General features: G+C 67.3%; 19 protein-coding genes. 1 reads left to right on the top strand and 18 read right to left on the bottom strand.

Features of this window, described 5'->3' with window-relative positions; all coding sequences use genetic code 11:
- Positions 1 to 2 precede the first annotated feature (2 nt).
- From pelF to ASE89_RS10250, 13 genes are all read right to left on the bottom strand, one after another.
- A complete protein-coding gene (gene pelF / locus ASE89_RS10310) occupies positions 3 to 1,535 on the bottom strand; it encodes a GT4 family glycosyltransferase PelF (RefSeq protein WP_236701700.1) in 1,533 nt (510 codons plus the stop codon).
- Complete coding sequence (locus ASE89_RS10305; RefSeq protein WP_056677039.1) at positions 1,511 to 2,425, bottom strand: hypothetical protein; 915 nt, start codon at positions 2,423 to 2,425, stop codon at positions 1,511 to 1,513. Before ASE89_RS10305 ends, pelF begins: the two co-directional genes overlap by 25 nt.
- Positions 2,422 to 3,339, bottom strand: a complete 918-nt coding sequence (locus ASE89_RS10300) for a hypothetical protein (RefSeq protein ID WP_156363409.1) — start codon at positions 3,337 to 3,339, stop codon at positions 2,422 to 2,424. Before ASE89_RS10300 ends, ASE89_RS10305 begins: the two co-directional genes overlap by 4 nt.
- A 47-nt stretch (positions 3,340 to 3,386) precedes the next feature.
- Positions 3,387 to 4,859 carry a hypothetical protein gene (locus tag ASE89_RS10295; protein ID WP_056677032.1) on the bottom strand — a complete coding sequence of 491 codons (1,473 nt, stop codon included), beginning with the start codon at positions 4,857 to 4,859 and terminating at the stop codon, positions 3,387 to 3,389.
- On the bottom strand, positions 4,856 to 6,577 hold the full coding sequence (locus ASE89_RS10290; protein WP_056677029.1) for a hypothetical protein: 1,722 nt from the start codon (positions 6,575 to 6,577) through the stop codon (positions 4,856 to 4,858). Before ASE89_RS10290 ends, ASE89_RS10295 begins: the two co-directional genes overlap by 4 nt.
- Positions 6,574 to 7,452, bottom strand: a complete 879-nt coding sequence (locus tag ASE89_RS10285) for an endo alpha-1,4 polygalactosaminidase (RefSeq protein ID WP_056677026.1) — start codon at positions 7,450 to 7,452, stop codon at positions 6,574 to 6,576. The genes ASE89_RS10290 and ASE89_RS10285 overlap by 4 nt, the downstream gene beginning before the upstream one ends.
- Positions 7,453 to 7,466: 14 nt before the next feature.
- Entirely contained in the window at positions 7,467 to 8,864 is a 1,398-nt protein-coding gene (gene pelG / locus ASE89_RS10280; RefSeq protein WP_056677023.1) for an exopolysaccharide Pel transporter PelG, read from the bottom strand.
- Between the two features lie 24 nt (positions 8,865 to 8,888).
- Positions 8,889 to 12,284 carry a M10 family metallopeptidase C-terminal domain-containing protein gene (locus ASE89_RS10275; protein WP_056677020.1) on the bottom strand — a complete coding sequence of 1,132 codons (3,396 nt, stop codon included), beginning with the start codon at positions 12,282 to 12,284 and terminating at the stop codon, positions 8,889 to 8,891.
- Positions 12,285 to 12,429: 145 nt separating this feature from the next.
- Positions 12,430 to 13,170 (bottom strand): energy transducer TonB, encoded by a 741-nt coding sequence (locus ASE89_RS10270; RefSeq protein WP_056677017.1) that lies wholly within the window; start codon positions 13,168 to 13,170, stop codon positions 12,430 to 12,432.
- A gap of 348 nt (positions 13,171 to 13,518) precedes the next feature.
- On the bottom strand, positions 13,519 to 13,938 hold the full coding sequence (locus ASE89_RS20350; RefSeq protein ID WP_156363408.1) for a hypothetical protein: 420 nt from the start codon (positions 13,936 to 13,938) through the stop codon (positions 13,519 to 13,521).
- A 223-nt stretch (positions 13,939 to 14,161) separates the two neighbouring features.
- A complete protein-coding gene (locus ASE89_RS10260; protein WP_056677010.1) occupies positions 14,162 to 15,031 on the bottom strand; it encodes an alpha/beta hydrolase family esterase in 870 nt (289 codons plus the stop codon).
- Positions 15,032 to 15,143: 112 nt separating this feature from the next.
- The gene (locus ASE89_RS10255) at positions 15,144 to 15,425 is read right to left on the bottom strand and encodes a hypothetical protein (protein WP_056677007.1); all 282 of its coding nucleotides are present in this window, start codon (positions 15,423 to 15,425) and stop codon (positions 15,144 to 15,146) included.
- A 187-nt stretch (positions 15,426 to 15,612) separates the two neighbouring features.
- Positions 15,613 to 16,248: a TetR/AcrR family transcriptional regulator gene (locus ASE89_RS10250; RefSeq protein ID WP_056677004.1), complete on the bottom strand. Its 636-nt coding sequence runs from the start codon at positions 16,246 to 16,248 to the stop codon at positions 15,613 to 15,615.
- A gap of 64 nt (positions 16,249 to 16,312) precedes the next feature.
- Here ASE89_RS10250 and ASE89_RS21510 point away from each other — a divergent pair, with 64 nt between their 5' ends.
- A complete protein-coding gene (locus ASE89_RS21510) occupies positions 16,313 to 18,781 on the top strand; it encodes an alpha/beta fold hydrolase (protein ID WP_082451387.1) in 2,469 nt (822 codons plus the stop codon).
- 28 nt (positions 18,782 to 18,809) lie between these two features.
- On the opposite strand, the gene ASE89_RS10240 is transcribed toward ASE89_RS21510, so the two are convergent.
- The 5 genes from ASE89_RS10240 to ASE89_RS10220 all read right to left on the bottom strand — a co-directional run bounded on the left by ASE89_RS10240 (position 18,810) and on the right by ASE89_RS10220 (position 23,711).
- Positions 18,810 to 20,546, bottom strand: coding sequence for a hypothetical protein (locus tag ASE89_RS10240; protein ID WP_156363407.1), 1,737 nt, complete (start codon positions 20,544 to 20,546; stop codon positions 18,810 to 18,812).
- Between the two features lie 11 nt (positions 20,547 to 20,557).
- Positions 20,558 to 21,643, bottom strand: coding sequence for a protein-glutamate methylesterase/protein-glutamine glutaminase (locus ASE89_RS10235; protein WP_056676997.1), 1,086 nt, complete (start codon positions 21,641 to 21,643; stop codon positions 20,558 to 20,560).
- 3 nt (positions 21,644 to 21,646) lie between these two features.
- Positions 21,647 to 22,501, bottom strand: coding sequence for a CheR family methyltransferase (locus tag ASE89_RS10230; protein ID WP_056677306.1), 855 nt, complete (start codon positions 22,499 to 22,501; stop codon positions 21,647 to 21,649).
- A gap of 91 nt (positions 22,502 to 22,592) precedes the next feature.
- A complete protein-coding gene (locus ASE89_RS10225) occupies positions 22,593 to 23,069 on the bottom strand; it encodes a chemotaxis protein CheW (protein ID WP_056676996.1) in 477 nt (158 codons plus the stop codon).
- Between the two features lie 126 nt (positions 23,070 to 23,195).
- Complete coding sequence (locus tag ASE89_RS10220; RefSeq protein WP_156363420.1) at positions 23,196 to 23,711, bottom strand: chemotaxis protein CheW; 516 nt, start codon at positions 23,709 to 23,711, stop codon at positions 23,196 to 23,198.
- Between the last annotated feature and the right edge of the window lies 1 nt (position 23,712).

Raw genomic sequence — 23,712 nt, 5'->3', positions numbered from 1 at the left:
GGCTACCGCTCGATCAGTGTTCCGTAGAGTTCTGCATAGGCCCCGATGATCGTGTCGTGATCATAGTCGCGGCGCACGCGTTCGCGCATGGTTTCGCCCATTGCCGATCGCATTGCCGGATCGCCCGCGATCGCGAGGATCCCCGCCGCGGTCGCTGCGGGATTGACCAGCGGGGTGATGATGCCGCCATGGCCCGAGTCCCCGCCGCCGCGTCCCTCGATCATCTCGCGGCAGCTGCCGACGTCGGGCGCGACCACGGGGATCCCACAGGCGCCACCTTCGAGGATCACCAGCGGTTGCGCTTCGGACAGGCTGGTGAGCACGAGCAGATCGATCTTTGCCATCCAGTCCTCGATCCGCACGCGCCCGGCGAAGTGGAAGACCGGCGACAGGCCCAGATCCTCGACCAGCCGCGAGCATTCCGCGGCATATTCCCGGTCCTCATCCTCGGGGCCGAGCACGACGAAGCGGATGTCGGGGCGTTCGGCATGCGCGATCGCGGCGGCGCGGATGAACGTCTTCACATCCTTGATCGGGACCACGCGGCCGAGCAATGCGACCAGCGGGTGTGCCGGATCGCGCTGGTCGGGGAGTGCGGCGAACCGCTTCGAATCGATCCCGTTGGGGATGACGCGGACCCGGTCGGCGGCGGCACCCAGCCGGCGCTGGACCGCCGTATTCTCGCCGTACAGCGCAACGATTGGATCGCAGCTGTCATAGCAGGCGGTCGCATAGCTGGTGAAGGCGCGTACCCAGAGGTCGCGCAGATCGCGCACGCTGCGTTCGAGCTCGAGCCCGGTGTCGACCTGATCGCCGATCCAGTCCGCCATCATCACCTCGATCTGGCGTTCGAGCAGGTAGATGCCGTGTTCGGTGATGAACGCCGGGCGCCCGGTCTCGCGCGCGGCGCGGGCGGCGAGCAGGCCTGCGAACCCGGTCGAGATGGTGTGATAGGCCTTGGCGCGCGGCAGGGGCGCCGTCAGCACCGCGAGCAACCCGCCGAGCAGCACGCGCATCGCCCAGAAATAATGGTGGAACGAGGCCTTGGGCAGCATCGCCTGATAATGGCGCCTGAGGCGTGCGAAGACGGACGGGTGCGACAGGATGTCACCGGGGGCAAGCGGTCGCGCGATGCCGCCGATCACGTCGATCAGCGTCGCCAGCCGCTCCGCGCCACCGGTTCCAACGAACGCGACCAGCGCGTCGGCTATCGGTACCGCGATCCGGTCCGGGATCGCGCGCGGCATCGCCGGCGCGGGCGCCAGGCCGATTTCGACCACCGCGACGACGTTGGGCGGCGGGGCGAGCTGGAACGCGAGCAGCCCCGCGCCCGGCTTGATCGCGGCGATCACGAACCGGACGTCGGGCAGATGCGTGATCAGATCCTGCAGCCAGCCGGATACGCCGCCGATAACATAGGGATATGCGCCCTCGACGATCAGGCAGATATCGGCGTCGGGTACGCAGACCGGCGCGTGCCGGGCCGTTTCGGCCAAGGCGGACAGCGGGATCACGCCGCGGCGCCCGTCAGCCACCAGTTCGCCAGCGTCGTCGCGCCGTGATCGTTCGCGCCGGTCGGATCGCCGGTCCGGTCTGCCGACGCCTGGATCGCGGTCGCCATCCAGTCGATCGCGTCATAATCGCCCGCAGCCCAGAACGCCTCGATCATCAACGCATCACGCGTGTCCGCATGCCGGTCGTCCGCCCCGTCCGATCCCGCGGCGGCCATCGTCGCAACCGCGTCCTCGCGCAGGTGGAGGCGCTGTGAATCGGACAGCAGCACATCCGAACGCGCGTGGTCCCCGAGCAGCCGCGCCAGATTGGTCGCGGCGTCCGGATCGCCGCCATCGGCAACGCGGGCCGACAGCCGTGCACGGGCGAGCACCAGATTTTCCGCGACGCGCGCCGACGCGGCCGCAGCAAGCGCGCGGATCGTCTGGTCGCTATCGGTCAGCGCCAGCGCGATGAGCGGCGACAGCGCGGGCTCGAACGACCGCACCACGGTCTCCAGTGCGCGCCGCCGCTCGGCGACCGCGCCGTGACGCATGATCGTGACGAGCGAGCTCAGCGTATCGGGGGTGGCGTGATGAACCCGCCCGTCGAGCATGCGTGCGACCGCAAGACGCGCGCCACGCTGTGCGGAACGCCCGGTAACAGGGCCGAACATCTCGTCGTCGCTCCGGTGGGCGGCGGGTCTGACGAAGCGAGCAAGGGGCAGGGCAACAAGCAGGCCGAGCGGACCCATCACACCCAGCATCGCCGCCGCAAAACCGGCCGCCGCACCGCTGCGGAGCCACAAAGTGAGCCCAATTCCGCTAGCCACGGCATGGACTGCGAGCGCCCAGCCGGCCGCAAGTTCGAAAAGCCAGCACGCCGTCAGGACGACCATCTCCAGCAGCGCGAGCGCAGTGAGGCGGCGGATCACGCGACCAGCCCGGCGGCCCTGACCGGCCGCTGCGTTGCGTGCAGCGTATCGGCGAGCAGCGGCGTCAGCCAGGCGGCGATCTCGGTCAGTTCGGCGGTACGGCTCGCGTTCAGCGTCTCGAACGGCAGCGCGTGCAGGACCAGGCACCCGACAGGTTCGCCGGTCTTCGGATCAGGGAGGGCGATCGCGGCAATGCCGATACCATCGAGCACGATCCTATCGCTGCGCCTCGCGACGTGCAGCATCCCCTGCGACCGTGCCATCCGCTCCATCAGGGGACCTGGCAGGGTGTCGCGTCGTCCCGCGGTGACCGGCCCGCGGATCCATGCGCGCGCCTCGTCCCCGGTCATGCGGTAGCAGGTGAAGTCGGGGGTTCGCGCGGCAAGCGCGATCAGTTCGCCGATCGCGCCACGTCGTTCAGCCAGGTCCTGCGAACAGAGTCGCGCGGCCGTCTCGATCGCATGGCCGACGGTATGCGCCTCGGTCGCGATCTGCACTTGCAACAGCCGGTTGGTCCGCGACAGCGCGGCAAACGCGTCGGTCAGCCGCGCCAGGTTCCGCGTCGCGACCCCGCCGCGCTTTTCCAGCCGATCGTGCCGCGCGGTCCGCATGATCGTCACTTCGCCGATGACTCCGGCGGCGACGAACCACATCAATGGCTGGAGCGACAGATGGAACAGATGATCGAGATAGTCGCGCGCGCCCGTGTCGTCGTGGACATGCGCGAGCCATAGCCCCGACGCGATTCCCGCCGCGAGGACGCCGGGGCCGGTGCCATAGGCGAGCGCCATCACCAGCACCGGCAGCCAATAGGGGTTGGGCTGAACGCGCGTGAAGCCGGTTTCGCCCGTCAGCCACCAGTCGAGCGCCGCCAGCGCGGCGAAGGTGAGCGCGATCTCCAAGGCAATCCGCAAGGGGCGTCGCCACCGGGCCTGCCATTTTGGCGCAGCGTCGTCGTGCGTCACTGCGTATCCCCGAGGCTGCGGGTCAGCAGCGCGCGCGCATAAAGCTGCCGACCTGCAAACCCCTGCCGCGCGATCGACGTGATGCCGCCGCTGCCCTCGACCCGCCACGCGACTGTGATCGGCGCGGCGAGACCCAGGCTGGCGGTGGGGCCATCGCCGCCGAACCGATCGACGGTCCAGCCTGCGAGCGCGGTCATCTGCACCGCGCCGACCGCGCCGCTGGCAAGGCCCTGGATGGTGTGGTTCTCGCGAGTGGCCAGCGGAATGACGGCAAGGCGGTCTGCGCCGATCTGCATGCGCTGAACATATTCCGCGTCGAAGCGGTAGGTCAGCCCGAGCGCCGGGAACTGGCGGCGAATGAGATAATCCACCCCGCCACTCGCGACGATGGTGTCGCTTGCACCGTTCCCGGCTGCGAGGCCGTACCGGTAGGCGCCGACATCTCCTTGCGCGACCACGCCCGGCGTCAGGCGGTAGGTGACGCCGATCAGCGCGCGCGAGAGATATCCTCCCGTCAGCACCTGCGCCGGGGTCGAATAGTCCGGCATGTGGCGGCTCAAGGTCGCGCGGAACTGCGCGTCTGCGGCCCCTGCCGTGATCCTGGCACCGCCACCCGTCACCGCGTCGTCGAGCGCGGCGGAGGCGAAGAGCTGGATGCGGACCGCGCCGTCGAACGCTGCGGCCAGCGAGGCGTCGACGACGGTGTCGCCGGATCGCACGGTCGGCGCGGCGGTGGCGACGTTGCTGACGACATGGCGAACGCCGCCTCCCACGTCGAGCGTGCCGCCGACCGCTGCGTCGATCCGCGCGCCAAACTCTGTCTGCGCGAGGTCGCTGCCGTCACGCGCGGTGACGCCGATGCTGGCGGCCCCCGCCGCGGCGGCGATCGTACGCCGTGCGGTCAGGTCGTCTGCCTTGAGCACGCGGTACGCGCGCGCCGCGCCGCGGACGTCGCCCTGGGCTAGACGCGTGTCGGCGAGCAGACGGGCGGCGCGTTGGTCGGCGGGATAGCGCTGTGCCAGCTTCGTAGCAGCGCGCAGGGCCGATCCCGGATAGCCGGCGGCCACGTCCGCCTCGATTGCGGCCAGTGCGGCGTCGGATGCGCTGTCGTCGGTAGCCTCGAGCAGCGCGATGTCCGCGGGCGGTGAGAAGGCGAGCGCGACGACCGGGCCTGTCTGCCGCCAGCGCATCGTCCAGCCCGCCGCAGGACGGAGGACCAGGCTGTCGTCGTTCCAGCGCAGATCGCCGATTGCGTCGCCCGCCGCCTTGCGGAACGCGGCGAGCCGCGCCGGCGCGATCGGTCGATCGAACCGCGCGACCAGTTCGCCGTCATGATCCTCGATCCGGACGACGGCGTCGTCGGGCCAGGCGAGCCGGGACTCGGACGTGACGATCCGGCCATCCGCAAAGACGGTCCGGGGTATGGTCAGCACCGGCGCATCCGCGAGGCAGAAAAACAGGATGATCACTGCGCCAGCACCGTCCGCGCCCGGCCCGGCTGGCCCTGCGTGATCAGCAGCCGGGCGTGCAGCGCGGCGAGCGATCGGTCCTGCGGCGTTTCGGATCGCAGCGTCTCGACCAATCTCACTGCCTCGGCCCGACGCCCGAGCTTCTCGAGCACTTCCGCGCGCGCCCTGCTGTCGACGGGCGTCTGGGCGAGCGCGCGTTCGAGCCAGGGGCGTGCCTCACGCGCCCCACCGATCCGCGCCTGCACGTCGGCCATCAAGCGCAGCGCGGGCAGATCGGTCGGGGTGGTCGCGAGATGCGCGTCGAGCCATTGTACCGCGGCCTTCGCATCGCCCGCGTTCCACGCCACCCAGGCGAGGTCGAACTGATCGCGCGGCCCGGCGATCCCGGCAGCGACACGGCGTCTCGTGATCGCCGCCGCCTGTGCCGGATCGATCCGCGCGGGCGCCGCGGCGGATACGGCACGGACCTGATCGGGGGACAGCGCGCGGCCGTCGAGCAAGGCCGCCAGCACCGTCCGACCGGCGGCGTCATTGTTCGCCGCGCGCGCCAGCGACAGCCGCATCAGCATCACGTCGGTCTCGTCCGCGAGCGGATGCCGGGACAGGAACGCCAGCGCAGCGCCCGGTTGATCGCGTTCGGCATAGCAGGCCAGCCAGCTGCGCTGCCGGGTCGCGCTGCCTTGCACGCTCTGCTGTTTCAGCCAGGCGAGATCGTCGGATCCGGGGCGCGGACCCATTAGGTACAGCAGGCGCTGCGCTGCCGGCGCAGTCGGTGCCAGCCCGGCCGCCGCACGCCGCAGCACCGCCGTCGCATCCCCGCGATACCCGGCCGCGACTAGGCGTTCCGCAATCTGCTCGAGCGGCGCACCGGATCCGGCCGCATGCGCCAGCAATTCGCTGCGCAGCCCGGCGCGGTCGCCGGCCTCGGTCAGGATTGCCTCGCGTGCCGCCTGACGCTGCTCGACCGGAAGATAGCCGGCTGCCCGCAAGCCTGCGGCGGTGTCTTTCGAACGCGCAGCCACCCGGATGGCGAGCCATGGGTCCGCGGCGCGCCAGTTCGCGGTCGTCGCGGTGTCAAGCAGCGCGATAAGGTCGCGCCGTCCGGCCTTGTCGGCACGACGCGCGAGATCGAGCGCCAGCGCGGTATCGGGCGGCGGGATGACGTGGTTCGCCGCGGCCACGATCACCAAGTCGGGCCGATCGATCGCATAGGCCGCCGCGACGATATCCGCAGCGGGCAGGGCGCCTCGCTTCTCCACCGCCCGCGCGACCAGCGCGGCAGCGTTCGCGGCGCGTCCGGTCCGGTGAAGAAGATCGATGCGGAGGCGCCACGTTGCTGCGGTCGCACCATCGGGCCGGGCCGCCAGATAATCGAGCGCAACCGCCGGTCGCTTCGCAGCGACCAGATCATAGGCGACCTGCAGCGTGGACACCGGCTGGCCCTCTGCGATCAGCCGCGTCGTGAGCGCGGCGAGCGTCGCTGCGTCCGCGGTCGCGATCTGCGCCGTGATCGACGGATGCGCAGGCGGCAGCACCGGTGATGCTGGCGCGGGCATCGAACTACGCGCAGTCGAAAACGGCACCGGCTGCGCCCGACGAACGGCGGGGAGGATTTCACGCTCCTTCGGCAACAGCATCAACCCGCCCGCGAGCAGACCGATCCCGGTCAGCGCGGGCAGCAGGAGCGCAAGCCGTGCGCGGTCGCGGTCGATCCTCACCCCGCCGGCTCCGGCATGAGCTGGTCGAGCGCCAGGGTCGCGACATAGGGGCTGAACCCCGCCGCACGCTCTCGCGCATACAGCGCCGCGACCTGTTTCGTATCCGCCGGATCCCAGTAATCCAGCGTCATCAGCGCCAGCGCCGGGTTCCGCGCCTGTGCGGTGCGCAGGCGACCCGCTTGCCAGGCCCAGTCCGAATCGCTCAGCAACTCATAGTGTTTGGCCGCAAAATTCCACCGCGACGCCATCGCCTCGCCGAGCAGATAGTCGATCTTCGGCGCGACGTCGGGCAGCAGCGCATAGCCGCGGTTGAGCATGATGCGGATCTTGGGGAAGCGGGCGCGCACGGCGGCGATCAGCGATACGCCTGCCGCTACCATGCCCTTGTTGGCCACCAGATCCTGCTGTTCCATCGCCTCGGCATTATCCATCGTATCGATGAAGATTCCGTCATAGCCGAGCGCGAGGATCGCGGGGACGAGCCGGTCGAGCACCGCTGCCCGCCACGCCGGATGACGCAGGTCGGCGAGCCGCGCATCGGGCCAGTTGGGGTTGGCGGCCTTGAGCGCGCCGGCCTTGTCCAGCGCGGCGAAATAGGGTCGGTTGCGCTCGACTTCCCCGAAGCTGACGTAACCGAGAAGCGTGCTGCCCGGGCCACGAAGCGGCGCGATCGGACGCGCGTGATGCGGCTCGAGGACCAGCAGCGCGCAGCCGCGTGCCAGCACGGGGTCGGTCGCAGCCCCGTAATCGACGCCCCAGCGCAACGCGGCGTTCGCGTTCGGTCCAGGCGCAGCGACCGACTGGTGGCGGCTGCCCAAGGCCCACCCGGCCGCGCCGAGCGCCAGCATTCTCTGGACGATCCAGCGGCGGCGCATATCCGTAAATCCCGTCACAACAGACGCCCTCCATGCCCCACGACGGAGGGATTGTTGCCGACGAACAGCAGATAGGTGAGGTTGACCGTGGCTTCGGCGACCAGCGCGAGGCCCACCGATGCACCGACCACGGCGCCGGCCATATAACCCCAGCCGAACGCTGCGAACCCCGTATCCCATTGGAGAAGCGTCGCGAGTCCGCTGCCGATGGCGAAAGCCGTCCAGGTCACGAGGATCCGCCCGAACAGGTCGTAATAGGCCAGCACGACCGTGGCCGCGATCACCACGAGGTGGAAGACGGTGCCAAGCGCGGTCTGGCGAAACGCGAAGACCGCGCGTGCGTCCGCGCCGATCAGCTCGAACAGCGGCACCGCGAACACCCAGGCGAGCGCCGCGACGAGGGCCTGCACCAGCAGCATGATCCGCAGCCCGTCGAACATCGTCCCCGCCAGGTCACTGCGCGCCTCCTCGATACGTTGCAGCGTCGAGGTGCCGGTACACCGGACGATCATGTCGCCGAATGCGCGATCGAACCGCGTCTCGGCGACGATCAGCAACAGCGTCAGGCCCGGCACCATCGTCAGCAGCCCCAGAAAGCTGCCCTGATCGTTGATCGGGTTCAGCCGAAGCAGCCCGATCGCGCGAATGCTCTGCGGCCCTGTCCACAGGAGCCATTTGTCGATCCAGATCGCCGCGACCCCGGCAATGCCCGCCGCGGCAACGATAAGTGCGAGACGTGGCGCCATCGCGTCCCGCGTCGGCAGGACGGGCGACGCGGAGAAATGTCGGCGGATCACCGCCATGATCGCGGCGAGCGTCAGGCCGACGCCCCCGGCAATGACGGCAAGCACGGCAGAGACGTCGGGGCTTGGCAGGAGCGCCAACAGCAACGTCGCGACGCCGATGCCGAGCAGATAGGCGAGCGGAATCGCTCGGTACCGGCGCAGCGCGGTAAGCAAGGGCGCGGCGATCCAGACCTGCGTCAGCCAGGCGAGGATCAGCGTCGCAAGCGCGGCCTCGCCGAGCGGAAGCCCGGCAAGGGTTCCGAACACGATCGCCCCGATCGCCAGCGCGATCCCGCCGCCGGCCGCCAGCGCGACCAGCATGATGCCCGACACGCCGCCTGCGTCCCGCGCGAAGATCCGATCCGCGGCCATCCGCGTCGCGAGAATGCCGACCGGCGCCGCGGCGAGTGCGGACAGGCTGAACGCATAGACAAGGATCGTCTGGACGGTCCGCGCGCCGCGTGCGCCGAGATGCGTGCCCAACCAGTGGGTGAGCAACGCCATCGCGACCGCGGTGATCAACCACGGTCCCGCGCTGATCACCGCACCGAATGCAGCGGCGCCGACGATCCCGCCGACACCGCCCTCGCGCGCGGTTTTCGCTAATTGAAAGCCTATGCCCGCCATAACTTCGCCGGCCTATGGCGCAGCTTACATGAAGAAATCGTTCGCGGTCAGCACGTGTTGACCGGCCAACGCGATCGAGAAATCGGCGCCCGCACCGCTGTCGATATTGCCCTCGACGACGGTGAATTCCTTCCCGCCGATCATCTGGTAGCTGTAGCGCAGCTGCCCCGGCGCGGTGAAACGCGCGCTCGTGCCGATGAAGCTGAACGCCTGATCACCGCGGGCGAACAGCGACGTGTTGGCGTCGATCATCGACAGGTCGATCTTGTCCTGCCCGACGGTGAAGTCGGTGATCACGTCGCGCGACGCCGATGCGAGGCTGTCGCCCCTGGCCTCGAACCGGAAGATGTCCGCGCCGGCACCGCCGGTCATCATGTCCAGGTCGTCGCCACCGATCACGATGTCGTTGCCGTCGCCGCCGCTCAGGATATCCCTGCCATTGCCCCCGATCAGCGTGTCGTTGCCCGCGCCGCCGTTGAGCGTGTCGTTGCCGAGCCCACCAATGAGCCGGTCGTTGCCGCCGAGCCCGTTGAGCACGTCATTGCCCCAGCTGCCGTCGAGCACATCCTGCTCGCTGGTGCCGTTGATCGTCTCGGAGAATATCGTCCCGGTCTTCGTGATGCCGACCACGTCCGTCACGCCGATCGTCAGCGTCTGCGTGTCGATCGCGCCGCGTGCGTCGGTCGCGACCACCGTCACGGCGTAGATATTGTCGCGATTGGCATCGGTCGGTGCCTCGAAATCGGGCGCGGTGACGAACTTGAGCACACCGGTCGTCGCGTCGATCGAGAAATTTGCGCCGTCGCCGCCAGCACCGATCGAATATTTGATCGAATCGCCCCAGACAATGTTGGCGTCGGTCGCGGTGATCGTCGTCAGTGCCGTGCCGTTCTCGGCGATCGACAGCGATCCCGTCGTGCCGCCCGCGAACGACGTCAACACCGGATCGACATTGGCTTGGTGACCGTTTTTGACGTCGTGAACGCCGATCGCGCCAAGGTCGATGGTCAGGATTTCGCCGATCTGGCTGGCGATCGTCCCGCCGCTCACCGTCGTCCAGTCGGTACCGGGCGCCTTGAGGTCGATGGTGACCTTGCCCTCGCCCTCGACCGTGAACGCCAGGTCGCGGCCGTCGCCGCTCAGCGTCGTCAGCGTCGCGCGCATCGGCAGCGCGGTGATGTGGGTCACGTCGTCCGCCACCGCGCCCATCGTGATCGCGTAGGTGCCGCCCGCCTTGGGCAGGAACACCGTGTCCCCGTCATAGGCATACCAGTTGGCGACACCCTTGATCACCTGGCCGCTGCTTTGGCCGTCGACGTCGAGCGAGAAGCTGCCCGTCGTCGCGCCGACCGTGGCCGTGATCGTGTTGCCGACGACGGTCGAGGTGATCGTCGCATTCTGGAACGCGCTGACCCGGCCTGCCAGATCGGCAAGCGTCACGAACTCCACCCCCGCCGCCGCGGCCTGCGCGATGAAGGTGGTGAACATCTGCTTGGTGTACAGGCTGGTCGCGCCGTCGCTCGCCCACATGGTCGGGCCGTAATCATGCCACGGCCACACCACGACCGGCGCATCGCCACCGGCGGTCAGCGCGGCGAATTCCTTGGCCCAGATGGCGCTGGCTTCGGCGACGGTCTTCTTCTGGAATTCGATCAGCGAGAAGTCGAACGACGTGTTCGGTGCGATATACACCTTGTCGTCCGCGGCATTCTGCGGCGTCATGTATCCGACCGCGTTGGGATAGCCTGCACCGACGCCCGAAAAGCCGCCGCTGAGATAGGTCACATATTTCAGGATTTCCTGGCTCGTCGCGATCTGCTCGGGCGCACCAGGTACCGCGGCACCGCCGACCGTCACGGTCTTGCCGAGATACGCGCTCAGCTGCTTTTCCAGCTCGGCGCGCGACTGGCCAAACTCGAACGCGATCTGCGCATCGGTCAGCAGATTGGTGTTCTCGGGATGCGTGAAGCTGTGCGAGCCGACCTCGTTGCCGGCATCGAGCAACGCCTTGTAGACGGGCAGCGAGACCGCCCAGTCGGTTGTCTGACCGTTCGTGGCATCGTTGCCGACATTGACGTAATAGCTGCCGACGAAATTATAGTCGGTCTTCCATTCGGTGAGGATCGGCAGCAGCTTGTCATAAATGCCGGGCGCGGTACCCGCCGGATTGACCTCTTCGCGCTCCTGGCTCTGGTCCATGTCGACGCGCGACGCGAACAGGCCGCTCTGCCGCGTCATCTGCAACCCGACCGACAGGCCGTTGCCATGGACCGAATAATCGATCGCCTTCTGGAGCAGATTGTCGTCGGCCATCACCGCTTCGCTCGAGAACAGCACGTTGCGCCCGCCGGTCTGGGTGGCGATCGCCGCCGCATAGGTCTGGCCGTTGACCGTCTCGGTCGCGATCGTCGTGCCGGTCCCGCTGACGCTGGTGAACGCGTTCCAGCCGATGCCGGTATATTCGCGAATGACCTGCCCGTCGGCATAGCCGTCGAGCACCAGCTGTGCCCCATCGCTCGCCTTCACGGTCACGTCGGCCGGAAAGCCGCCGGTCACACGCGTCGCGTCGAACAAGAGCTTCATCCGCGAATAGGAGTCGCCGGCCAGCGCGGCATTGTCCGCGCCGTTGGTCATGAACTCGCCCGCCGCGACCAGGCCGATGCCGAATTGCGTGGTCGCCTGTTCCAGCGTCTGCGCGATCTGGTCGGCCTTGCCCGCCTCGACGTTGCGGAACGACGGGAAAACGATCGTATCGTATTTTAACAGCGTCGCCAGGTTGGTGAGATCGCCTTCGGTCAGGATGTCGAACGGTACGCCCGCCTGCATTGCCTGGCTCTGTGCCGCCATGAACAGCTGCGAATAGGCGGTCTTGCTGAAATAGGCGGTGGCGGTCGTATCGGACCAGACGATCGCGATGCGGTGGGAGGGATCGGCGACGACGCCGGTGTCGTTGAACACGGTGAACGCGGGGTTCGAATAGCTGCCGGGCAGGAATGCGGTGTCGTTGACGTCGTAGATCGTGTCGATCGCGTTCGGATTGCCGATCGCCGCCTTTGGGACCTTGAATTCGACGGTGGTGCGATCCGCCGACCACGCCGCCTGCAGGCCGCTGGCGATCAGCGTCTGCCCCGCCGCGCCGCTGTACAGCGAGACCGTGCCGTCGGCGGCGAAATTGACGTTGAATTCGGCACCGCCTGCGAACCCGAACACCTGATAGCCGGTGGCCGTGTTGCGATCGGTGTTAAGCCACGCGGTGGTGTTTGCGCCGATCGCGGTCGGCGCGGTCATCGCAAAGGCAAAATCCGCGCCGTCGCTGCGGGCATAGATCGCGTAGCCCGCGCCGAGCCCGCGATCGATCCGGTCGTCGGCGGTCCAGTCGTTCAGAGTGCCATCAACGGTCACCGGAGTTGCGTTCGCCATTCTTTGTCCCCGCTTCGGTCACGGGCTTCATGCGAGGGCCAGGCCGCTCGTCATCAAGCTCGAGCGTCAACTAGCGAAGACCGTCGGTCTTTCGAACAACTTAGATGAATGGTTAACGTCGAACTTGTATCACGATGGTACGCGATTACTGGTGGTATGCCCGGTCGCCAGGGCGGAGCGGTAATGCGAGCGAACCGGAAGAATGGCAAAGCGGTGTCAATGGTAACGAACATTGATCAGGTGCGCCTATCGGGTCGGGTTGACCCAGCTTAGTCGAGGTGAATTCAATCCGCTGCATGCGAATGACTGGCCACGCCTTGTCGGCCTTGTCCTTGGCCGGCGCGTATCGATAATGCTTTATCATCGAAGAACAGGCGCCGGTATCGAATGGCGCAGAGCCGCTCGACGTTATAACCGAACAGCGTCGGATCGCGCCGTCTTCCCCGACCAGATAGGCCAGGGTGACAGCAACGGACCTCCGCCCCGCCGGCAGCTTCGCGACTTCCAACACGATGTCTGCCGGCACCTTGGGTGTAGGGGTAGAAGCATCGAAGAAGAGCTCCATGTGCCACCGAACCCGCATCCGGTAGACACCGTACATGGGCGACCTGGTCTCGTCCGTAGCGGGCGCATATTTACCCCGCAGCACCCCGGCTGCACACGCCTTCAGGTCCAGATCCTTGGATCCGCTGGTCGAGACAAGGCCGCACGTCTGAGGTTTTCCCGTCGGATCGATCAGGATCTCGACCACCGTGTAGCCGCTCTTGCCCGTACCGACTGCGCGCGAGACGTAATCGTCGGACGTGAGCATCTCACTCGCGTTGCGGACGATCACGGGCGTCAGCGTGCCCTGTCCCCCGAGAAAGAGCATTACCAGCCAGAACATTCGCCTCTCCCCGTTGCGGATAGTGCTTCTTGGTAGCTGGAGCCCCGGGCTGTTGACGCTCGTCTCGCGGGTAGGGTCGCCCACCCGACCCGATGCCCGCAGGTGAATTTATTTCCGGCAGCGCACCCAACGGCAATCTCGGCTCCGGCAGCTAAAGCATGATCATCTGACCCTGCCGCGAGCCCGTGGCTCCGCCGGCCGAACCGATCGCATCCAAATGGGTACCCGTTAGGCGCGGTCGGCATAGTGTGGTGCGGCGTCACGTTAGCGGCGGAATACAGGGCTCTGTGCGACCCGAGACCGGCGGCTACAGACGCCCCGCTATTGGCGTTTAGGCCCAACGGCACGTCATGGGGCCGGATGACCGTGCGCCATCATGACGTCGAGCTTGCTCTTGGGCATATTGATCAAGAGCCCGTTCTTGTTTTTTGCAAAGGACGGAAAGTCCACCTCGACACTCCCGATCGCACTCGACACGACCGCAAAGCCTTTACCGACGGTCTCGATCTTGCCGACGACGAGTCCCTTTGCGTCATGGACTTCCAGCCCCTGAATGATGTCCTTGGGTCCGGCCGGGACCGGCCGCATTGTCAATCGATTGGCGTCGGTAACGCTGACTGCGAAATCCCGGAAATTTTGCTGACGGTTGAATTCCCCCGTACCGCTGTCGTTCGCCCCGACTCCCTGCGCCGAAGGAAATTGCTGTCCCTGGGCTCCGGTTGCCGATGCGAGAACAGATGCGATCATGCCAAGCAAAAGCTCCCGCATTTCATCCTCCCATTATCTTATGCCATCAGCTTATCCTTATTTCATACCGCGGACAATACACCGAGTCAGCTTGGTAGTAATATGCGGCAGGTAATTAAATACAAAACAACTGGCAAATTAACCTGGCAATCAACCATCGAAATAGAGTTGGGATGGCGAAGTATCTGATCTGGCAACCGAACCGGGAATTGCCGAGACGTTCTGGCAGCTGCCGACTTTTGACTTAGCGCCGGTGGCGGGAGAAGAACGCCCACATTGCCTCATTGTCGACGACCGACCAGCTATGCTGCCCGCCGCGCGTCACACGCGCCGCGACGCTCGTGCCGTGCTGACAGCGGGCATAGCCCTGTTCGTAAACCGTCGCGCCGAGGTTGCGGGCATAGGGATCCGAGCAGCCGTTCAGCACAGCCCAGCGTTGCAGCGCGGCGGCCTGTGAATATTGCCAATAAGGAGCGCCGCCGCCGGTGATGGGGTTGGTGGTGTCGGCATCGCCGGCGAAGGCGAGAACGGGCAGCGGCGCTGTCGAGCGACACGTCGCGGGATCGGCGAGTGACACATCGGATGCGAGGGGGCGTCCGGCACGCAGTCCGACCACCGGCGCGATCGCGGCGAAACGTCGTGCGCCGACGCAGCCGAGCCAGGACGTCATCCGTCCACCACCCGACAAGCCGGTCGCGTACACCCGCGCGCCGTCGACGCAACCGGTTGCGACAAGCCGGTCGATCAGCCCCGTCAGATACCGGACATCGTCGCGCGCGCCGCGTGCGGGCATGCTGCCCGTGACGGTCGGCACGCCGGGGATGTTCCAGACAAAGCCGCGATCCGCGGCGATACCACCATCGGGCGCCGCGACGACGAAGCCGTGGCGATCCGCCGTGTCGGCGAGGTGGCTGTCGCGCAGCATCTCTGCGCCCGTGCCGGTGCTGCCGTGGAGCAGGACCACAAGCGGCACGGGCCCGGTCACACCCGCCGCGGGAAGGTGAAGCATCGCGCGTTCAGGCAGGGCCTCGATGCTGCCAGGACGGCACTCGGCGCGCGAGACACCCGCAACGAAGCAGAGGGCAAAGGTAATAAGCAGACGAAATACCACCATGTGTCCGATCCTCGACGTCAGCCATCCGCGCTGAAAAGTCCCTGTAATAGCAAAGGACGCGTGTCCAGACGCGCATTGCGTCCTGCGTCGTCGGTGGATCGAGGCCTTGGCGCTAGGATTGCGGCAGGTTGGCGAGGCGGCGTTCCACGCCGTTCCAGAACCGCTCGAGCCGATCGAGCGCGTGTCGCTTGATCCGGTTGACCTCGTCCTCGGTCATGACCTGTACCCCGGTTGCCTGAAGGCTGCCGAAATCCTCCAGCATGCGATGCGCAGTCGCCTGACAGGCCCTTACCGGATCAGCGTCGCTGGCGAGCAGCAAGGCATACAGGTTTTCCAGCACGAAGCCCTGTGCGGCCAGCGCGCCGGCCACGGCTTCGGCAAATTCGTCGTCCACTGGGCATCTCCGTCCGCCGTGCCGCGGTGTGTAGCGAAGCGCTAAGCGTTCGGAAACCGCGCAGATCGAGCGTGTTGCAGCGATGACGTCGTCGTCACGACCGCCGCGGAGGATCAGGTGGCTGATGTGGGCGGTGGAGAAGGACAGGGGGCCTCCTCAGATCGGGCGTTCCCGTGACATCGCGCCGCTAATCATCACCCGCGCGGCTGACCAGCATCCGGCAGAGTGGCTCGACCGTGCGCACGACCCTCGACACGGGTTCGTCGCAACCCCGGGCGACCCAGTCGCGCGCCACCGCAAGGAGCCCGTGCATGGCGCCGGCGCGGCACAGCGGCTCGATCGAGCCGGGGACATGAGTCGGCACCAGCGTGCCGGCGATCAAGTCGGCGAAGCTGGCCATCGAGCGTTCGAACAGCTCGTCGACCTGCGGGTCGATGCCGGACAATTCCGACAGGAAGACGCGCGCGCTGGCCGGTTCGTCGCGCAGCAGGTCGTAATAGGCGGTCAGCAGCGCGATCAGCCGATCCTGCGGCGTGCCTCCCGCCGCATCGGCGGCCGCGGCGACCCGCTGCGTCACGAACTGCGTGACCTCGCCGAACGTCGCGAGAAGCAGCGCGTCGCTATTGGCGAAGGCCTCGTAGAAATAGCGCGGGGTCAGCCCGGCCGCGCGGCAGACCGCGGTCACCGTCGTGTGACGATAGCCCTGCTCACCATAGAGCGCGATCGCGGCGCGGATCAGCCGGCTGCGCCGCTCGACGCGGCGCTCGCTCGCCGATGCACCGCCATAGCGCCGTCCGTCCTGGCTTGCCGCCCCTGATTTCAAGTGATAACTCCTGTTTCCAGATAACGGCGATTGCTGTCGCATCCTTCTATCGGAGCACTCCGGCATGGCAATTGAGACTGCGTCCATCCCCTCCGGCTCGGGCACCGCGGAAGAGCTCGACATCGTGATCGTCGGTGCGGGTCTGTCGGGGATCGACGCGGGCTATCGCTTCCAGACCGAATGCCCGGGCAAGAGCTACGCGATCCTCGAGGCGCGCGATGTGATCGGCGGCACCTGGGACCTGTTCCGCTATCCCGGCATCCGTTCAGATTCGGACATGTATACGCTCGGCTTCCCCTTCCGCCCCTGGCCGAGCGACCAGGCGATCGCCGGCGGCGACGCGATCCGCGACTATATCGCCGACACGGCGCGTGAATTCGGGATCGATGCACATATCCGCTTCGGCCGTCGGGTCGTTCGCGCCGCCTGGTCGTCCGCCGATGCGCGCTGGACGGTCGAGATCGAGCGGGATGGTGCCGCGTCGGAGCGGATCGTCTGCCGCTTCCTGTACATGGGCAGCGGCTATTATGATTATGACGCCGGCTTCACGCCGCCCTTCGAGGGGGTCGAGGACTATGCGGGGCAGCTCGTCCATCCGCAGCACTGGCCCGCCGACCTCGATTGGACCGGCAAGCGCGTGGTGGTGATCGGAAGCGGTGCGACCGCGGTGACGCTGGTGCCGTCGCTCGCCGAAAAGGCCGCGCACGTCACGATGCTGCAGCGCTCGCCGACCTATATCGTCTCGCGCCCGTCACAGGACGGCTTTGCGCGGTGGACGCACCGGATGCTGCCCAAGACGCTCGCCGACAGCGCGACCAAATGGAAGAGCGTCGGACTCGGCATCGCCACCTACGCCTATGCGCGCAAGCGCCCCGATCACATGAAGGCGCTGATCCTGAAGGGCGTCCGCGCTCAGTTGCCCGAGAATTACGAGGTCGAGCGCGATTTCGAACCGCGCTACGATCCGTGGGACCAGCGTATCTGCCTCGTCCCCGATGCCGACCTGTTCGAGGCGATGCGCGGCGGCAAGGCGGAGATCGTGACCGATCACGTCGCCCGCTTCACGCCGACCGGCATCGCGCTGCGATCGGGCCGCGAACTGCGCGCCGATATCGTCGTCACCGCCACGGGCCTCGTCCTGCGCCTGCTGGGCGGTGTCGAGCTCGTCGTCGACGGGCAGGTCGTGAACCCCGCCGACCGGCTGATCTACAAGGGCATGATGGTGAGCGACGTGCCGAACCTGGCGCTCGCCTTCGGCTATACCAATGCATCCTGGACGCTGAAATGCGATCTGTCGGCCCGCTACGCCTGTCGCCTGCTGCGGCACATGGACGCGAACGGCTATGATATGTGCACACCCACGCACGACGATCCATCGGTGACGCCCGAGCCGATGCTCGGTTTCACCTCGGGCTATGTCCAGCGCGCCAATGCCATCCTGCCACATCAGGGGTCCAAGGCGCCGTGGAAGGTGCACCAGAACTATGCGCTGGATCTCGCCGCGCTCAAATTCGGCAAGCTGGAGGACGGAACGATGCGGTTCGACAAGGCGCGCGGTGCCGCCACTCCGGTGCCTGTCGTAGCACAGCGCTCTGCCGTTTCGATCGGCGCGGTGACGGCCGCGGCGGCGATCGCGGCAGTCGGCGGTCTTGCGCTGTTTGCGAAGCTGAGCCAGCGGCGGACCGAGCGAATGATACCCGCCGACGGCGCCTTCATCGACGTCGATGGCCGCCGGATGCACTATCTCGACCGCGGCACCGGACCGACGATCGTGATGATCCATGGCCTTGCCGGGCAGATGCGCAACTTCAGCTATGCGCTGCTCGACCGCCTCGCGACCGACTACCGCGTGATCCTGATCGACCGGCCCGGCTCCGGCTATTCGGCGCCCGGCGAGACCGCGAATATCCGCGCGCAAGCCGCCCAGATCGCGCGTTTCGTTGCGGCGCTGGAGCTCGAGAAGCCGCTGGTTGTCGGCCATTCGCTCGGCGGCGCAGTCGCGCTCGCGCTGGCGATCGATCACCCGGAAGCGGTCGGTGGCTTGGCGCTGATTGCGCCGCTCACTCAGCCGCAGGACAGCGCGCCGAGCGCGTTCGCGGCTCTCGCGATCGTCTCCCCCGCCGCGCGCAAGGCGGTGGCCTGGACGCTCGCCACACCCGCCGCGATCCTGGCGGGCGAGAAGGGCGCGGCGGCGGCGTTCGCGCCCGAGGCCGTGCCCGGCGATTTCGCGACGCGCGGCGGCGGCGCGCTGGTGTCACGGCCGGCAAATTTCGAGGCGGCCTCGGCCGATCTCGTCGCCGCCAATGACGACCTGCCCGACATGGTCGCGCGCTATCACGGCCTCTGGCTCCCGATCGCGATCCTCTACGGCCGCGACGACCAGATTCTCGATCCCGAGGTGCATGGCGCCCGCTTCGCCGACATGGTGCCGCACGCCGCGCTGACGCTGATCGACGGCGGCCACATGATCCCGGTAACGCGGCCCGACGAAACCGCGGCGTGGATCAGGACTCAGGCCGATCGTCTCGGCTGATCGACCCAGCCTGGGGCGCGCCGCGATCTCAGAACAGACCGTCGCAGTCGTCCGCCTCCTCTGACAGCGCAGCGACCTCGGCTTCGGGCTGGTCCTGGGATGGCGAAAAGCGGGCGTGCACCTGGCGTTCGCGTGCCATCGTGTAGAGTGCGTTTATCGCGTGAAAAAGCTGCTCACCGGTGGCCGAGATACTCTGGCTCGCTTCGACCAGCGGCATCGCCAGTGCATCGAGTTTCGCGTTGATGCGCGCCAGCGGCTCGGCAAACGCGGTTTCGCAGTCCAGCGTGCTGGTCATCGCCGCGACGATGTCGTGGATCGCACCCGCATCACGGTCGAGGCCGGACATGCCCTGACGCGTGAGCAACGCCCCCGCGCGAATGACCGCGAGCGCTTCGGGCAGCGACCCTGCCGTCGCTTCGTTGCCATCGGTGGGCGAGCCGATCGCGTCGGCGGCGTCGCTCAGCTGTTCGAAGGCGCTGGCGATCGATGCCGAGACAGCCTCCAGGGTGTTGACGGCACAGCGGATCTCGGTCGCGATACGGGCCAGCCCGTCGCCCTCGCGACCCATGCGGAACGAGCGCAGATCGGAATTCCACGCCATGATCCGCACGCCGCTCGTGACCCGGTGGATCGTCGTCAGCCGTTCGCCCAGGCGTCTGACGGTGGAGGAGGCTTCCGATCCCAATTGCGTCGACCGCATGTCGGCGTCGCGCAACTGCGCGGTGACCGCATCGACATCGGCGACGCTCTGCTCAAGCAGCTGCAGGAACGCGCCATCGCTCGTCCGCTCGACGCCGCTCGATTCATGCGGTGCCACCATCGTCGCGACCTGCGTTGCGATCGCGCGGAAATTGCCGCCCAACAGACGCGATTCCTTCTGGAGATCCGCGGCCGCGTCGGCGACCTGTGCCGCGAGCATCGCCATCACTTGGCCTTCGAGCGCGCTGGCGGCAGCCGGGTCGCCCGCGCGATTGAGATCGTCGACCGCCGTACCGAGCAGGCTGCAGGCCTGCGCGACATGTTCGAGCCGCTGCCGGGTGATGTCGCCGATCTGCAATGCGCCGTGCGCCGCGGACAGCTTGCTGCGAATGTCGCGGGCAATCGTTGCGATCGTCTCGGCACGCCGCGCGGCCTCGATCTGGTTTTGCTGGAGTCCGATCGCGTCCGCGGCGAGCTTGTCGGGAACATGCGGGCACAGGCGCGCGCATTCGGACGCCAGCACGCGGTTCACATCGACGACGCAGGGAACCGTCGATGCGAGCTGCCCGACCTCCTTGCTGATCTCGTGGATCTCGCGCTCGCTGACGTCCAGTTCGGCGACCATCGCGTCGGCGAACTCGGCAAAACCGTGCGCGCCAGCGGCCGCGACTTTCAGATACTGCCCGCAGATCTTCAGCAGATCGAGCGTCCGGTCGACCCGCCCGATCTCCGTCTGTACCGTTCCGCTCGCCTGCTGAAGGATGTCGAGCGAATGCTGCCGCGTCCTCTGTCGTGCGGGTAGGCTGGCGAGCTGGTCGGCATTGGCCTGCATCGTCGCGACCGCGCGGTCGGCGGCATCCCGGTCGAGCGCATTGGTGACGCTTTCGAGGCTGCCGATCAGGTTCCCGACCGTGTCATAGGCGCGTTCCAGCGAACGCCCGGCATCGACGAAGCGCTGGTCGAGCCCGCTCGCCACGCTCTCGAGCTCGGTTGCCAGCACGCTCCAGGCCGGCATTTCGTCGCCGTCCCGATCGGACTCGACAGCCCTGTGTTCGACCCGTGTCATCGTCCTAGCCCCTATTGTGCCGTTGCGTGCAAGACGTCGCGGGCGATGTGATGCAACGGGACGACCCGATCGACGCCGCCCAGCGCGATCGCTTCCTTGGGCATGCCGAAGACGATCGACGTCGCCTCGTCCTGCGCGAAGGTGCGGCCGCCCGCCTGTTTCATCTCGAGCATGCCGCGCGCGCCATCGTCGCCCATGCCCGTCATGATGACGCCGATCGCGTTCGTCCCCGCAGCGGTCGCCGCCGAGCGGAACAGGACGTCGACCGACGGCCGGTGACGCGAGACCAGCGGCCCGTCGCGGACCGCGACGAAATAACGGGTCCCGCGCCGCTCGATCATCATGTGCTTGCCGCCGGGGGCGATCAGGACGGTGCCCGGCAGGACGGGATCGCCGTGCTCGGCTTCCTTGACGGTCACGACGCACAGCGTGTTCAGCCGGTTGGCAAAAGCGCGCGTGAAGTTTTCCGGCATGTGCTGAACCACGACGACACCGGGCGTGGTCGCGGGCAGCGCCATGAGAACTTCGCGCAGGGCCTCGGTTCCCCCGGTCGATGCGCCGAGGCACACCACGCGCTCGGTGGCGCGGTTCATCACGCGACCGCTCGGAGGCGGCAGGACCGCGTCCGCGGTGAGCTTCTGCTCGAGCCGACCCGGCCGGCTGCCATTGGACGACCGCAGCGAGACCCGCACGCGCGCCGCCGCCTTGATCACGTCGCGGATCTGGAGATTGTGATCGGCGAGATGCTCGGCGAGCCCGGCACGGGGCTTCACGATGACGTCGACCGCGCCCGCCTCCAATGCCTGCAGCATCGCGTCGGAGCCCTTTTCGGTGACCGACGAGCACATCACCACGGGAAGCGGGCATTGTGCCATCAGCTTCTTTAGGAACGTGATCCCGTCCATGCGCGGCATCTCGACGTCGAGCATCATCACGTCGGGCACTTCGTCCTGGATGCGACGGGCCGCACTGAACGGATCGGCGGCGGTGCCCATGACGGTGATCTCTGGGTCCTCCTCGAGAATCGCCGCAAGGGCATGCCGTGCGACCGCGGAGTCGTCGACGATGAGCACACGGATCTTTCCGGAGATGGCCATGGATCAGCTCCGCTGGAAAACGGTGTGGGCGACGGGCACGAGCGGGAGGTCGTGCCCCGTGATCGATTCCGAATGCCCCAGAAACAGGTAGCCACCCGGCGCGAGCCTGCTGACGAGCTTCGAGACGACCTCATGCTGGGTCTGCTTGTCGAAATAGATGAGGACGTTGCGGCAGAAGATCAGGTGCATCGGCTCGCCGACCGGATAGACCTCGTCCATCAGGTTCAGCCGGGCGAACGCGATCGCCCGGCGCAACTCGGGTATCACGCGGACTTCGCGGCGCGCCGGATCACGCGATTCCATCAGATATTTGCGCCGCAGCGCCGCCGGAACGGGCTCTGCGAGATCGGCGGGGTAGATGCCGCGCCGGGCGATCTCGAGCACCTCGGTGTCCAGATCGGTCGCCAATATGCTGTAGGCGATGCCGCGGCGCGTGGCGGCAAACTGGTCGAGCAGCATCGCGATCGTGTAGGGCTCGGGCCCGGTCGAACAGGCGACGCTCCAGGCGCGGATCGTCCGCAGATAGGTCGCTTCCAGGCCGGGGAGGGCGACGTCGCGCAGAAAGTCGAAATGGACCGGTTCGCGGAAGAAATCCGTCTTGTTGGTCGTCACCGCATTGATCAGGTGGATGCCTTCCTGATCGAGATTATTGTCCGTCAGGACATGGCGACAATAAGCCTCGAGCGTATCGAACCCCAGCGCGCGTTGCCGGCGCCGCAACCGCCCTTCGAGCATCGTCCGCTTGCTCGCCGGCATCCGGATCCCGGCATAGTCGAAGATATAGTCGGCGAGCTGCGCGAACTCGCGCGGGCCGATCTGGTCCGAGGCGCTCGGCGTAGCTTTGACGATCGGGGAGATGAAGGACACGGAAGCCAGCTCCAGAAATGACGAGGGACCGTTCGAGGCGGCACCATGAGGATTGGGTGTCAGGGGTCGCGACGCGACCCCGTCATGCGGCGCTGGCGTGCAGGACGCTGACCTCGGCGCTGGAGAAGATCTGCGCGACATCGACCAGCACGACGAAACCCTCGGTCCGCTTGACCACCCCCGCAATATAGCGCGACGGCCAGCGGACGCCCATATCGGGCGCCGCGCCGATCTGGCCGCGGTCGAAGGTACTGACCTCCAGTACCCGGTCGACGACGAGGCCTAGGACCAGGTTGCGCCCGTCGACGGGGACATCGATCACGAGGATCCGCGTGCTCGGCGTCGGCGCGACCGGCGGCAGGCCGAGGCGGCGTCGCAGATCGATCGTCGTCACGCCCTCGCCGCGAAGATCGGTCAGTCCCAGCAGATAATCGGGGCCGTTCGGGATGTGAAAGGTCTCGGTCCAATCGAGGATTTCGCGGACTAGCGTGACGGGCACCGCAAAGGTTTCGGCACCCAGCCCGAAGGTCACGGCCTGCAGCTCTCCGGTGACGCTCATGCCACACACCCAGCACAGGCTGCGGAGTGGGGGCGTGCCGCACCACCTGGCCGGGACTCGCGGGACCGATCAGTGGCCGTCGCCGAGCATCGTTCGATTGACCCGTACATGTCGGTCCTTCCAGCGTCAGAGAAGTGCCGGCGCGAGCACGGCGGGGGTGGCGCGGCCACCGAGCAACGGGTCGAAGATCCGCGCGATGTTGGCGAGGACGATGACGCCCTGCGGCGTACGCACCAGCTCGCGGATGAAATCGCGACGCCAGCGCAGGCCGACCGTGGGCGGGGTCTCGCTGGCGTCGCGGTGCAAGGTCGCCACCTCGTGCACCTTGTCGGTGCGGATGCCGATCTGGGTCGGGACACCGTCGACGTCGAGCTCGACCACCACGATCCGGCTGTCCATGGTCGATTCCGCCGAGGGCAGGCCGAACGCCAGGCGCAGGTCGGCGATCGGGATGATCTTGCCCCGAAAGTTCGCGACGCTCGCGACCAGCCGGTCCGCACCCGGCACGACCGTTTCGGGCAGCAGGTCCAGGATCTCCCGGACTAGGACTGCCTCGACCGCGAACTTCTCGGCTTGCAGATCGAACGTCAGCACCTCGAGCCGGCCGTCTTCGTCCCACTGGGTTTCCGTCGTGTCTTCCATG

This window comes from Sphingomonas sp. Leaf30 (assembly GCF_001422525.1).
Taxonomy (GTDB): domain Bacteria; phylum Pseudomonadota; class Alphaproteobacteria; order Sphingomonadales; family Sphingomonadaceae; genus Sphingomonas; species Sphingomonas aerolata.
Note: the sequence above shows the minus strand (reverse complement) of the source record. Positions and strands in the feature narration are given on the sequence as shown.

Bases quoted from the DNA above. Each gene is read 5' to 3' on its own strand.
- ASE89_RS10275 (WP_056677020.1), bottom strand. From the start codon at position 12,284: ATGGCGAACGCAACTCCGGTGACCGTTGATGGCACTCTGAACGACTGG.
- ASE89_RS10285 (WP_056677026.1), bottom strand. From the start codon at position 7,452: ATGCGCCGCCGCTGGATCGTCCAGAGAATGCTGGCGCTCGGCGCGGCC.
- ASE89_RS10260 (WP_056677010.1), bottom strand. From the start codon at position 15,031: ATGGTGGTATTTCGTCTGCTTATTACCTTTGCCCTCTGCTTCGTTGCG.
- ASE89_RS10235 (WP_056676997.1), bottom strand. From the start codon at position 21,643: ATGGCCATCTCCGGAAAGATCCGTGTGCTCATCGTCGACGACTCCGCG.
- ASE89_RS10270 (WP_056677017.1), bottom strand. From the start codon at position 13,170: ATGTTCTGGCTGGTAATGCTCTTTCTCGGGGGACAGGGCACGCTGACG.
- ASE89_RS10220 (WP_156363420.1), bottom strand. From the start codon at position 23,711: ATGGAAGACACGACGGAAACCCAGTGGGACGAAGACGGCCGGCTCGAG.
- ASE89_RS20350 (WP_156363408.1), bottom strand. From the start codon at position 13,938: ATGCGGGAGCTTTTGCTTGGCATGATCGCATCTGTTCTCGCATCGGCA.
- ASE89_RS10225 (WP_056676996.1), bottom strand. From the start codon at position 23,069: ATGAGCGTCACCGGAGAGCTGCAGGCCGTGACCTTCGGGCTGGGTGCC.
- ASE89_RS21510 (WP_082451387.1), top strand. From the start codon at position 16,313: ATGGCAATTGAGACTGCGTCCATCCCCTCCGGCTCGGGCACCGCGGAA.
- pelG (WP_056677023.1), bottom strand. From the start codon at position 8,864: ATGGCGGGCATAGGCTTTCAATTAGCGAAAACCGCGCGCGAGGGCGGT.
- ASE89_RS10240 (WP_156363407.1), bottom strand. From the start codon at position 20,546: ATGACACGGGTCGAACACAGGGCTGTCGAGTCCGATCGGGACGGCGAC.